Genomic DNA, 12,594 nt, shown 5'->3' on the forward strand with positions numbered 1-12,594 from the left:
TCAATTGAGTCTCTTTTTTATGAATCCCTCCCCTTGAGAACCATTGTTTCTCACCTTTTCTAGAGGGAAGAGTTCCCTCCTTTATCAAAGGAGGGTTAGGGTGGATTCACTTAAACCAAAATCTCGTTTTTCAAAGTATCCACTAAACGCTGGTTTTGTTCATCGGTACCGACGGTGATCCGAAGGAATTGGTTAATCCGTGGTTTGTTAAAATAACGCACAATGATGCCACGTTCACGCAATTCAGCTGCCAATTCACCCGCGTCTTTACTTGGCAGTGAAGCAAAAATAAAGTTGGCACTCGATGGCAATACCTTAAAACCCAGCTCAGACAGCTGTGCCACCAGTGTTTCGCGACTCGCAATCACTTTCTGGTTCTGCGCTTCAAAGTATTCCTGATCTTCAAAGGACGCCACCGCTGCGGCGATTGCGAAACGATCCATTGGATAAGAGTTAAAGCTGTTTTTCACCGCTTCCAGCGCAGCAATTAAATGTGGCTGGGCAATCGCAAAACCGACCCGTAAACCAGCCAAAGAACGCGATTTAGATGTGGTTTGACATACCACTAAATTCTCGTATTTTTCTACCAGGCTGACCGCAGATTCGGCACCAAAGTCCACATAGGCCTCATCAATCACCACAACTGAGTTTGGATTGGCTTGAAGCACTTCCTCAATGGCAGCCAGGCCCATATCAATACTGGTTGGTGCATTCGGATTGGTAATAATAATGCCGCCATTTGGCTGCTTATAATCATCCACCACAATTTCAAAATTGTCATTTAGAGGAATGACCTGGGTATTAACCCCAAAAAACTGGCTATAGACCGGGTAGAAACTATAGGTAATATCCGGATACAACAGCGGCAGATCCTGAACAAAGAAGGCTTTAAAGATATGTGCCAGCACTTCATCAGAACCATTGCCGACAAAAACCTGCTCAACCGGTACCTGCTGCTGTTTGGCAATGGCCTGTTTTAACTCGGAAGCATCCGGGTCTGGATACAAACGTAACGCATCCGCCGAGTTTGCCAGTACCTTCTGCACCGCTTCCACCACTTTTGGCGATGGCGGATACGGGTTTTCATTGGTATTCAATTTGAGTAAATTCTGGATTTTCGGTTGTTCGCCCGGTACGTACGGTTCTAATTCACGTACTGCCGGACTCCAGAAGCGCATTTGTTCGGTGGTGATATTCATTTTTAAATTCTCAAAGTTCCCTCTCCTGAGCAAGCTTTAAAGCACTGCTTTAAAATGAAGCGCAAGTGAGGGCTAGGGAGAGGTTTTCTATTTCTTTAATTACTGATAACGATAACGTGCTGATCTCGCATGCGCATCCAGGTTCTCTTGCTGCGCCAATACATCCGCAGTTTTGGCCAGAGTTTTCACCCCTTCTTGCGAACACATGATCAGGCTAGAACGTTTCTGGAAATCATACACACCCAGCGGTGAGGAGAAACGCGCAGTACCTGAGGTTGGCAGCACGTGGTTTGGACCAGCACAGTAATCCCCAATCGCTTCAGGGGTATAACGTCCCATAAAGATTGCCCCGGCATGACGAATATCTTCTGCCATCACTTGCGGATCATCCATGCATAATTCCAGGTGTTCAGGTGCCACCTGATTAATCAACTCAATCGCTTCCTGACGATCCTTCACCAATACCAATGCACCACGGTTTTCAATCGAGGTACGGGCGATCTCAGCTTTTGGCAATGCTTCTAGGTGCTTTTCAATCCAGCCACCAACAGCATTCAATAATTCTTCATCTGGTGTAATGAATACTGCTTGTGCGACGGTATCGTGCTCGGCTTGTGACAATAAATCCATCGCCAGCCACTCTGCATTATTCTCACCTTCGGCATAGACCAGAATTTCTGATGGGCCGGCAATCATATCAATACCGACTTGACCAAATACCGCACGTTTTGCTGCTGCGACAAAACGGTTACCCGGGCCGGTAATTTTGTCGACCGATGGAATGGTTTCTGTTCCATAGGCCAGCGCCGCGACCGCTTGTGCACCACCAATGGTAAACAGACGTGTCACGCCCGCTAAATAGGCCGCCGCCAGAACCAGTGGATTCAACTCACCATTCGGCGCCGGAACCACCATGATAATTTCAGGCACACCCGCGACATGCGCAGGAACAGCATTCATGAGTACTGAAGATGGATAAGACGCCAGACCACCCGGCACGTAAATGCCCACGCGGTCCAGTGGCGTGACTTTCTGACCCAAGGTATTGCCCAAGGCATCAACATAGGTCCAGCCATCCTGCTTTTGCGCCTGGTGGAATTCACGGATACGTGCTGCAGCCAGCTCCAGTGCCTCACGCACCTCACGATTCAATCCATCAAAAGCGGCCTTAAGCTGTTCCTGGGTCAGTTCTAGATCTGAAAATTGATGCGCGGGATGTCGATCGAACTGCTGAGTTAATTTAAGAACATGAGCATCACCATGCTGACGGACATCAGCAATGATTTGGTCTACGGTTTTTAACAGTTCTGGATCACTCACTGTTTCAAAAGCCAACAAGTCAGCAAACACCTGCTTGAAGTTCTGATCTTGAGTCGATAAACGTCGCATCAATTTACCCACAAGGTTGATATGGAAAAGATTAGTTTACCTGTTTTCAAGGCTTTTGTGGGTATCAATCGCGCATTGGGCCACGGACTTTTATGGAAAATTACTTTTGCTCAAATTGAAGAAAAGTATTAACAGGACTGTTCTCATAGACCGCCATAAAAAACCGCTCTCAAGAGCGGTCTTTTATTTGAACAACTTACGCCTGTTTGGCCTGTTCACGATCAGCCACAGCCTGTTCTAGCTGGGCAATAATCGGATTTAACAACGCCTGTTTACGTTTAAAACTGGCTTTATTGACGATTAAACGGGAAGATACTTTACAGATTTCTTCCAGTGGTTCTAAACCATTGGCACGTAACGTATTTCCGGTATCGACCACATCGACAATGTAATCACCCAGGCCGACCAGCGGTGCCAGTTCCATCGAACCGTAAAGCTTGATCACATCAACCTGTTCACCCAGGCTGGCATAGTATTGACGGGTCAGGTTCACATATTTGGTCGCAATTTTTAAGCGGCCTTTTGGACGAACCATACCGACTTTACCCGCTGTCATCAGTTTACAGTTGGCAATTTTTAAATCTAATGGTTCATAGACATTTTGTGCGCCATGTTCCATCAAGACATCTTTACCTGCCACACCTAAATCTGCTGCGCCATTTTCCACATAGGTCGGCACATCAGAAGCACGTAAAATCAGAATACGCACCTGTTTATGGGTGGTTGGAAAAATTAACTTACGGGATTTTTCAGGATCTTCCAGCAAGTTAATGCCCGCTGTTTCCAGCAGCGGCAGTGTCTCTTTTAAAATACGTCCCTTACTTAATGCTAAAGTTAAACCATGATCAAAATTGCCCATTACGTCAAAGTTTGGATCATCGTTTCTCATATCGCTCATTAACTTACTCGCTTAATTTGGGCACCTAAACCTTGTAACTTCGCTTCGACATTTTCATAACCGCGATCAATATGATAAATACGGTCAATCAGTGTTTCCCCTTCAGCCGCCAGAGCTGCTAACACTAAAGAGAACGAAGCACGTAAATCTGTAGCCATGACAGGTGCTGCAGATAATTTTTCTACACCGGTTACCACAGCATCATTGCCCTCAACCTGAATATTGGCGCCCATACGTGCCAATTCAGGAACATGCATAAAACGGTTTTCAAAAATCGTTTCAGAGATGGTGGCAAAACCACGACCAACGGCATTCACTGCCATCAACTGAGCCTGCATATCGGTCGGGAAATCTGGATGTGGCAAAGTACGGAAGCTGACCGCTTTCGGACGTTTACCCATCATATCCAGTTCAATCCAGTCATCCCCACGGGTGACTTCTGCGCCCATCTCTTCAAATTTGTCTAGCACCGATTCCAGCAGGGCCGGATCGGTATGCGTGGTTTTAATCTTGCCACCAGTAATGGCTGCCGCCGCCAGATAGGAACCGGTTTCAATCCGGTCCGCCACTACCGCATATTCACAGCCGTGCAGACTTTCTACACCAGTTACCACCAAAGTATCGGTATCCAGGCCTTCGATTTTGGCACCCATCTTAATCAGCATTTGTGCCAGATCGGTGATTTCCGGTTCACGCGCAGCATTCCGGATGGTGGTGACACCATCCGCCAGCACGGCAGCCATCAAAATATTTTCAGTGCCGCCTACGGTTACCATATCAAAAACCACTTCGCCGCCTTTTAAGCGGCCATCGACTTTGGCATGTACATAGCCATTTTCGACCTGGATTTCTGCACCTAAAGCTTCTAAAGCTTTTAAATGCTGATCGACCGGACGCGAACCAATCGCACAGCCGCCCGGGAGTGATACTTGTGCACTGCCATAGCGCGCCAATAGCGGCCCAAGCACCAAAATAGACGCACGCATGGTTTTAACGAGCTCATACGGTGCAAACTGGTTGTTCAGGGTTGAGGTATCGGCCACCACAGTATCGCCTTCATAAGACATGGTGATACCGAGGCCCGCAATGAGTTTAACCAGTGTGTTTACATCTTTCAGATTAGGCACATTGGTCAGGGTAATAGGTGAGTCGGCCAGAATCATGGCAGCCAGTAATGGCAATGCTGCATTCTTTGCACCAGAAATGCGCACTTCACCTTCGAGCTTAATACCGCCCTGAATTAAAAATTTATCCATTAATTTATTAAGCTCCGAATAAGCTTGCTTTACGCCATTCTTCTTTGGTCATTGCTTTAATTGTTACCGCATGAACTTCACCGCTGGCGATCAAAGCATTAATCGGCGCATACACTGCCTGTTGGCGTGCAACAAGACGTTTGCCTTCAAACTGATCATCGACAATACGAAGATCAAATTTACCACCCTGCCCACTAACGACTACATCTGCCTCTGGAAAAGCAGCTTTTAAAATTTCAGCGAGCTGTTCATTATTCATCACAAGACCTCTTATAGGACCAACGGTGTAAAACCGGTCATTTTACTATAAATGAAAAAAATAATTCATTAGTCACATACATTATATATATAAAAAAAGAGGTTTTTTAAAAACCTCTTTTTGCCGATTGTTTCAGCTAAATCGCGACAGGCTGATAAACCAGCTGCATTTTGCGATGCTTGTCTAATTGGCGTTTTAATTTTTCTGACATTTTCTTAATCGATGTATACATATCATCAGCACAGGCCTGGGCAAACAGCTCCGTTCCAGGTAAACGGATAATCGCTTCTGCGATATGGTTGGCACTGCCTTTTTTAGAATGCTTATCGATCTGATGATCTTTACTGAGCTTCACCTGCATACTATTGACCTGATCCAGATGTTTGGTCATTTGCGCGAACTTTGCTTTTATATTTTCTTCAATTGCAGGTGTAATTGATAAATGATGGCCACGAATTGTTATTTGCATAATTCTATCCCTCACCTTCGTTAGGATTAGACGAGTCATCATCAAAATGATTCACGTACAGGACCAGAACTGCTGCTCAGTGATACCTTCATGCAATCATTTTGACTCATCCTCATAAAAAAAAAGATTCATTATGTTGTCATAATGAATCTCTAGAATAGGCAGATTTTCAAAACTAGATCAAGACTTTTCTTTCAGAAGAAGATGGAATATGTAAAGATTCGCGATATTTTGCAACCGTACGTCGCGCCACATCAATCCCCTCTTCTTTTAAAATATTAGCAATTGCGTTATCAGACAAAGGCTTACGTAAGTTCTCTTCAGCAATCAGTTTTTTGATCTTGGCACGAATCGCAGTTGACGATGCTTCACCACCCGATGTAGTGCCAACATGACTTGAAAAGAAATATTTCAATTCAAACAGGCCACGCGGGGTCAGCATATATTTGTTGGTGGTCACACGGGATACCGTAGATTCATGCAGCTCCACCTCTTCAGCAATATCGCGTAGCACCAAAGGTTTCATGCCTTCTGCGCCAATTTCCAGAAAAGTACGCTGATGCTCAACAATACAGGTTGCCACTTTCAGTAAGGTTTTATGCCGCTCATCAATACTCTTGATAAAGTTTTTGGCTTCCAGCATCTGATTGCGTAAATACTGATTGTCATCACTCTGATCGGCACGACGAATCATATTGGCATAAAACGAGTTAACCCGGAGCTTTGGCATGACATCCGGATTCAGCTGTACCTGCCAGCTGTCATTTTTTTTCATCACCACCACATCTGGAATCTGATAATCCGACTCTTTATCTTCAAACTCCATACCCGGATGCGGTTTCAAAGTTTTCAGCAACTCGACCGCACATTTCAGCTGATCGGTATTTAAACCAGTCTGCTTGAGTAGTTTTGGAATTTCATTGCTGATTAATAACTCATAATGGGTCATTAGCTGCATAGCATCCTGACGACATGGGGTATTTGTCGGCAGACTTTCCAGCTGAATCAACAGACATTCCGCCAGATGACGCGAACCAACCCCCACCGGCTCCAGCCGTTGAATATGTTTCAATACCACCAGCACTTCATCGTCTTCGATGCTGTCTTCATACTCCATCGAATCGAGCAGATGCTGGACTGAAGCAGTAATCTCGCTGATATCGCTTTCCAGAAAACCCTTATCATCCAGAGAATCAATAATGCAGTAAGCAATCAGCTGGTCAATTTTAGAAAAATGCAGCAGGTTAATCTGCTCCAGCATATGCTCTTTTAAACCCAGTACACCCTGACGGTTATCTTCACGCTCTTCATATTCTGGCGTACCCAAACTGGTCGGCTGATGGGTATAGACATCATCCCAGTCGGTATCGACCGGTAAATCATCTGGCAGATGATCGGCATTTAATTCATTGGTTAAATCTTTTTGATCACGATCTGTATCTGCCGCTGACAGACTCTCAACATCGGCCTGTTCTTCAACTTTCTCTAATAATGGATTACTATCGAGCTGTAATTGAATTTCTTGCTCAAGTTCTAAACTTGATAATTGAAGTAAACGAATGGCCTGTTGCAACTGGGGTGTCAATGACAGGGAGTTGGCAACTTTTAATCCCACTGATAACTTCATACTACCCACCTTTTTTAATACCGCATTTTATAAGCAATTTTTATGCCTGTTTTAATTTTTATAGCATGCTTTTATTAAAAAATATACAAAAAAAATTTCATAAAAAAAGGCCACCCGTGGTGACCTTCTGTAATTGCTGATAAATTTAGAACAATGCTTTTGGCAAACGAATCTGAATAATTTCATTATCATCGGCCAGATTGGCATTTCGCCCGCTTGAACCAGGAAAGTTATTATCATTCAGCACAGTAATCAGGTCCGGACCTTCAATGACAATATCTTCAATGGTCTGAAACGGAAAACCAAAACGCTCACCGGTCGCAATATCACCCGCTCGCGCAGTGCCATAAAGTAAATCCGGATTGGCAATATCCATCAAGTTGACCAGATCTTCTCTCTGCATATTCTGACCAGCGGTGCTGAGCGTGACTTTAATCAGCTTTTTATAGCCCAGCAGATCGTTTTCACTATCATCCCGTTCAATAATCATCCCTTCCGTCGGGCTATACAGCTGAAAATCACCAATCGCGGTAGCGCTAGTATGCAATGGAAAATAATAATATTTGCCTGTATAGGCTTTTTTTGCCAAATCAAATTCAGACACGATTAAACGATTAGAACTATCGTTCAGTAATGGCTTTTCCAACAGCGGATACAGATATTTTCCATCTTGAGAGATCGCCATGCCTTCAAAACCACCACTACGCTGTACCAATGGCTCAACAAAATTCAGCTGTTCTTTATTGAACTGATTCTGAGGTGAACGCAGCTCTTGCGCCGGATTCAGTGGATTCGGTAATGGAATTGGTGGACTCAGTAATACACCCTCAGCAGAAAAATGCAGTAAATAGGGTCCAAACTCATCTCCAATCCAGATCTCGCCATTCGGTGCGCGTTGCATCGATTCCGGATCAAAATCGGCACCAGTTAATAATCGTTCGACCGTGTCTTGATGGACGATAGAAAAGGGAATCAGTTTATTCGGATCACGCAGCTGCACATAACTTAAATGCTTTACTTCAGCGTTAGTTGCTGTTTTTGTTCTAAAGGTCGGTTGAATCACATGCAAACGCAGCAGATAGTCAGCCGAGTTATCTTGCGTGCCAAAACCATTGTCAGACATCACCAGATAAGTCCCATCATTATTTTTTAAAGCAGCCGAAAAACCTTGCACAGGCTGCCCAGAAAATGGCGGCAAAATTCCGTTTGCACCGGTCACATATGCACCGGAATCTGGTCCTTCTGCATAGGTGGCCACATCCAGTTTTGCAAAAGCCACCAAAGTTGGCTCATTGATCAAGGGTGTAGGCGTCACCTGCGTCTTTTCATCAGAATCATTACATCCGTTCAAGCCCAACACAGCGGCCATAAAAAGGCCAATAGATCTTTTTTTCATAAAGTTTAAAAATAGCAATTGGGGAAACCATTCAAACAAGAAAAAATGACAGTGTTGGGATGATTCAGTGACAATTTAAAGACCGGTTTTTGCGACCGAATACTTGTCTTTCTATTTATTTGATCATGATGCTTAGATACTTTTCTGGGACTTATAATTCTTTAGCTTTATTAAAAGCATAAAAAAAATCCCCCTGCTGTTTAAGCTAGGGGGATTTTGAATTAATGAGCTGGCGATGACTTACTCTCACATGGGTAACCCCACACTACCATCAGCGCTAAGAGGTTTCACTTCTGAGTTCGGGAAGGGATCAGGTGGTTCACTCTTGCTATTGTCGCCAGCACAACTGTTATGGACTTGTTCGGGTCTTAGTTACTTTGCTTAAGCTTGATGCTTTTGCATGTAATGCCTTACTTTGTTCCAAATGAGTTATTAACGGATTGGCCATTGGGTCTGAATTTTATTGTGTCGCATTAACTAAATCAAGGATTAGTTTAGAATTCAGCTTGATACAACAACTGTTTGGGTGTTGTATAGTCAAGCCTCACGAGCAATTAGTATTGGTCAGCTTCACATATCGCTATGCTTCCACACCCAACCTATCAACGTCCTAGTCTCGAACGGCTCTTTAGAGGAATAAATTCCTAGGGAAATCTTATCTTGAGGTAGGCTTCCCGCTTAGATGCTTTCAGCGGTTATCCCTTCCGAACATAGCTACCCGGCGATGCGACTGGCGTCACAACCGGTACACCAGAGGTTCGTCCACTCTGGTCCTCTCGTACTAGGAGCAGATCCTCTCAAATTTCCAGCGCCCACGGTAGATAGGGACCGAACTGTCTCACGACGTTCTAAACCCAGCTCGCGTACCTCTTTAAATGGCGAACAGCCATACCCTTGGGACCTGCTTCAGCCCCAGGATGAGATGAGCCGACATCGAGGTGCCAAACACCGCCGTCGATATGAACTCTTGGGCGGTATCAGCCTGTTATCCCCAGAGTACCTTTTATCCGTTGAGCGATGGCCCTTCCATACAGAACCACCGGATCACTAAGACCTACTTTCGTACCTGCTCGACTTGTGGGTCTCGCAGTTAAGCGCGCTTTTGCCTTTATACTCTACGCGTGATTTCCGACCACGCTGAGCGCACCTTCGTACTCCTCCGTTACTCTTTAGGAGGAGACCGCCCCAGTCAAACTACCCACCAGACATGGTCCTCGTCCCGGATCACGGGACAGAGTTAGAACCTCAACATTACCAGGGTGGTATTTCAAGGACGGCTCCATTGGAACTGGCGTTCCAACTTCAAAGCCTCCCACCTATCCTACACAAGTAAGGTCAAAGTTCAATGTCAAGCTGCAGTAAAGGTTCACGGGGTCTTTCCGTCTAGCCGCGGGTACACTGCATCTTCACAGCGATTTCGATTTCACTGAGCCTCTGCTGGAGACAGCGCCGCCATCATTATGCCATTCGTGCAGGTCGGAACTTACCCGACAAGGAATTTCGCTACCTTAGGACCGTTATAGTTACGGCCGCCGTTTACTGGGGCTTCGATCAAGAGCTTCGCTTACGCTAACCCCATCAATTAACCTTCCAGCACCGGGCAGGCATCACACCCTATACGTCCACTTTCGTGTTTGCAGAGTGCTATGTTTTTAATAAACAGTTGCAGCGGCCTGGTTTCTGCGGCTGTCAACCGCTCAGGGAGCAAGTCCCATCACCGTCAACAGCGTACCTTCTCCCGAAGTTACGGTACCATTTTGCCTAGTTCCTTCAGCAGAGTTCTCTCAAGCGCTTTGGTCTACTCGACCTGACCACCTGTGTCGGTTTCGGGTACGATTCCAGTGTAACTGAAGCTTAGAGACTTTTCCTGGAAGCATGGTATCAGCCACTTCGCTAGTAAACTAGCTTGCTATCAGCTCTCAGCATAGAGCACCCCGGATTTGCCTAAGATGCATGCCTACAGCCTTCCACCTGGACAACCAACGCCAGGCTGACTTAACCTTCTCCGTCCTCTCATCGCATTACACTGAAGTATTGGAATATTAACCAATTTCCCATCGACTACGCCTCTCGGCCTCGCCTTAGGGGTCGACTCACCCAGCCCCGATTAACGTTGGACTGGAACCCTTGGTCTTTCAGCGAACGGGTTTTTCACCCGTTTTGTCGTTACTCACGTCAGCATTCGCACTTCTGATACCTCCAGCAGACTTCTCAATCCACCTTCATCGGCTTACAGAACGCTCCCCTACCACGTATACAATGTATACATCCGCAGCTTCGGCACATAGTTTTAGCCCCGTTACATCTTCCGCGCAGGCCGACTCGACTAGTGAGCTATTACGCTTTCTTTAAAGGGTGGCTGCTTCTAAGCCAACCTCCTAGCTGTCTATGCCTTCCCACATCGTTTCCCACTTAACTATGATTTTGGGGCCTTAGCTGGCGGTCTGGATTGTTTTCCTCTTGACTACGGACGTTAGCACCCGCAGTCTGTCTCCCGGATAGTACTCATCGGTATTCGGAGTTTGCATCGGTTTGGTAAGTCGGGATGACCCCCTAGCCGAAACAGTGCTCTACCCCCAATGGTATTCGTCCGAGGCGCTACCTAAATAGCTTTCGGGGAGAACCAGCTATCACCAGGCTTGATTAGCCTTTCACCCCTATCCACAAGTCATCCCCTGGCTTTTCAACGACAGTGGGTTCGGTCCTCCAGTTAGTGTTACCCAACCTTCAACCTGCTCATGGATAGATCGCCTGGTTTCGGGTCTACACCCAGCAACTATACGCCCTATTAAGACTCGGTTTCCCTACGGCTCCCCTATGCGGTTAACCTTGCTACTGAATGTAAGTCGCTGACCCATTATACAAAAGGTACGCAGTCACCACACGAAGTGGCTCCCACTGCTTGTATGCATGCGGTTTCAGGATCTATTTCACTCCCCTCACAGGGGTTCTTTTCGCCTTTCCCTCACGGTACTGGTTCACTATCGGTCAGTCAGGAGTATTTAGCCTTGGAGGATGGTCCCCCCATATTCAGACAAGGTTTCACGTGCCTCGCCCTACTCGTCATCATTATGTGTGCCCTTTCGTGTACAGGACTATCACCCACTATGGTTGCACTTCCCAGAGCATTCCACTAAAACACACATAACTTAATGGGCTGTTCCCCTTTCGCTCGCCGCTACTGAGGGAATCTCAATTGATTTCTTTTCCTAAGGGTACTGAGATGTTTCACTTCCCCTCGTTCGCCTCAATACACTATGTATTCATGTATTGATACCTACCTTATGGTAAGTGGGTTTCCCCATTCAGACATCTCCGGATCAAAGGATATTTGCCGCCTCCCCGGAGCTTTTCGCAGGCTATCACGTCTTTCTTCGCCTCTGACTGCCAAGGCATCCACCACATGCACTTAATTACTTGACTATACAACCCCAAACAGTCGTTAATCCCTACAAGTAGGATTAAGACAATTAAATAAATAATCAATTATCTATTTAATCTACAGTTCGAAGTCCCGTGCACTTAAGCACCGTACAGCTTCAATCTAAATTCATATACCAAAACGCTTGATTCAGTTAATTTGCTAGTTCTCAATTCAATCTACGTTCATCAACCCGTCATAACAACGCGTTAACGTATATTGATTGAGTGAACAATTTATTTCAGACTCAATTTTGCCAATCTGTTAATGATTCACTACATCCTCGTCGGACTGCAGTCAACTGTGATAAATCACAGAGATTAATAAGCATAAACTTACTAAGCTCTATAATCTATGGTGGAGACTAGGAGAGTCGAACTCCTGACCTCCTGCGTGCAAAGCAGGCGCTCTACCAACTAAGCTAAGTCCCCAGCTTATCATTTGTGATTCGATGTATTGTAGACTGTGTTAAGGCGAATGCTTAACTCGAGCATAGCTCTCGTCTTGCGCTCGGGCGAAACATGTTTCGCTGACCCTCGCTCATGGTGGGTCTGACAAGACTTGAACTTGTGACCCCACGCTTATCAAGCGTGTGCTCTAACCAACTGAGCTACAGACCCTCAGATACATCGTCATGAAGAACAACTTGTTGTGGATTCTTACTAATCGTCAATCTTTCG

The 12,594-nt window shown here is 45.6% G+C and carries 8 protein-coding genes, 2 tRNA genes and 2 rRNA genes; all 12 read right to left on the reverse strand.

Annotated elements, in window-relative coordinates; all coding sequences use genetic code 11:
* Positions 1-110: 110 nt before the first annotated feature.
* Positions 111-1,199 (reverse strand): histidinol-phosphate transaminase, encoded by a 1,089-nt coding sequence (hisC, locus tag GA693_RS09145; protein ID WP_075175510.1) that lies wholly within the window; start codon positions 1,197-1,199, stop codon positions 111-113.
* Positions 1,200-1,298: 99 nt separating this feature from the next.
* Positions 1,299-2,600, reverse strand: coding sequence for a histidinol dehydrogenase (gene hisD / locus GA693_RS09150; RefSeq protein ID WP_168398540.1), 1,302 nt, complete (start codon positions 2,598-2,600; stop codon positions 1,299-1,301).
* A gap of 184 nt (positions 2,601-2,784) precedes the next feature.
* A complete protein-coding gene (gene hisG / locus GA693_RS09155) occupies positions 2,785-3,486 on the reverse strand; it encodes an ATP phosphoribosyltransferase (RefSeq protein ID WP_005179926.1) in 702 nt (233 codons plus the stop codon).
* A complete protein-coding gene (gene murA, locus GA693_RS09160; protein WP_005179929.1) occupies positions 3,486-4,742 on the reverse strand; it encodes a UDP-N-acetylglucosamine 1-carboxyvinyltransferase in 1,257 nt (418 codons plus the stop codon). Before murA ends, hisG begins: the two co-directional genes overlap by 1 nt.
* Before the next feature lie 7 nt (positions 4,743-4,749).
* Positions 4,750-5,001, reverse strand: a complete 252-nt coding sequence (gene ibaG / locus GA693_RS09165; RefSeq protein WP_005179933.1) for a BolA family iron metabolism protein IbaG — start codon at positions 4,999-5,001, stop codon at positions 4,750-4,752.
* Positions 5,002-5,137: 136 nt separating this feature from the next.
* Complete coding sequence (gene hpf / locus GA693_RS09170) at positions 5,138-5,470, reverse strand: ribosome hibernation-promoting factor, HPF/YfiA family (protein WP_005179935.1); 333 nt, start codon at positions 5,468-5,470, stop codon at positions 5,138-5,140.
* Positions 5,471-5,645: 175 nt separating this feature from the next.
* Positions 5,646-7,097 (reverse strand): RNA polymerase factor sigma-54, encoded by a 1,452-nt coding sequence (locus tag GA693_RS09175; RefSeq protein ID WP_160241019.1) that lies wholly within the window; start codon positions 7,095-7,097, stop codon positions 5,646-5,648.
* Positions 7,098-7,242: 145 nt separating this feature from the next.
* Positions 7,243-8,493, reverse strand: a complete 1,251-nt coding sequence (locus tag GA693_RS09180) for an esterase-like activity of phytase family protein (RefSeq protein WP_171502397.1) — start codon at positions 8,491-8,493, stop codon at positions 7,243-7,245.
* A gap of 227 nt (positions 8,494-8,720) precedes the next feature.
* Positions 8,721-8,835, reverse strand: a 5S ribosomal RNA gene (rrf, locus tag GA693_RS09185).
* A gap of 191 nt (positions 8,836-9,026) precedes the next feature.
* A 23S ribosomal RNA gene (locus GA693_RS09190) occupies positions 9,027-11,916 on the reverse strand.
* A gap of 353 nt (positions 11,917-12,269) precedes the next feature.
* Positions 12,270-12,345 (reverse strand) — tRNA-Ala (locus tag GA693_RS09195).
* 112 nt (positions 12,346-12,457) lie between these two features.
* Positions 12,458-12,534, reverse strand: a tRNA-Ile gene (locus GA693_RS09200).
* Positions 12,535-12,594: the final 60 nt, after the last annotated feature.

Origin of the sequence: Acinetobacter indicus (genome assembly GCF_009914475.1) — a bacterium.
Lineage (GTDB): Bacteria > Pseudomonadota > Gammaproteobacteria > Pseudomonadales > Moraxellaceae > Acinetobacter > Acinetobacter indicus.

Coding starts and splice junctions, on each gene's coding strand:
- GA693_RS09175 (WP_160241019.1), bottom strand. CDS start 7,097: ATGAAGTTATCAGTGGGATTAAAAGTTGCCAACTCCCTGTCATTGACA.
- hpf (WP_005179935.1), bottom strand. CDS start 5,470: ATGCAAATAACAATTCGTGGCCATCATTTATCAATTACACCTGCAATT.
- hisG (WP_005179926.1), bottom strand. CDS start 3,486: ATGAGCGATATGAGAAACGATGATCCAAACTTTGACGTAATGGGCAAT.
- hisC (WP_075175510.1), bottom strand. CDS start 1,199: ATGAATATCACCACCGAACAAATGCGCTTCTGGAGTCCGGCAGTACGT.
- GA693_RS09180 (WP_171502397.1), bottom strand. CDS start 8,493: ATGAAAAAAAGATCTATTGGCCTTTTTATGGCCGCTGTGTTGGGCTTG.
- ibaG (WP_005179933.1), bottom strand. CDS start 5,001: ATGAATAATGAACAGCTCGCTGAAATTTTAAAAGCTGCTTTTCCAGAG.
- murA (WP_005179929.1), bottom strand. CDS start 4,742: ATGGATAAATTTTTAATTCAGGGCGGTATTAAGCTCGAAGGTGAAGTG.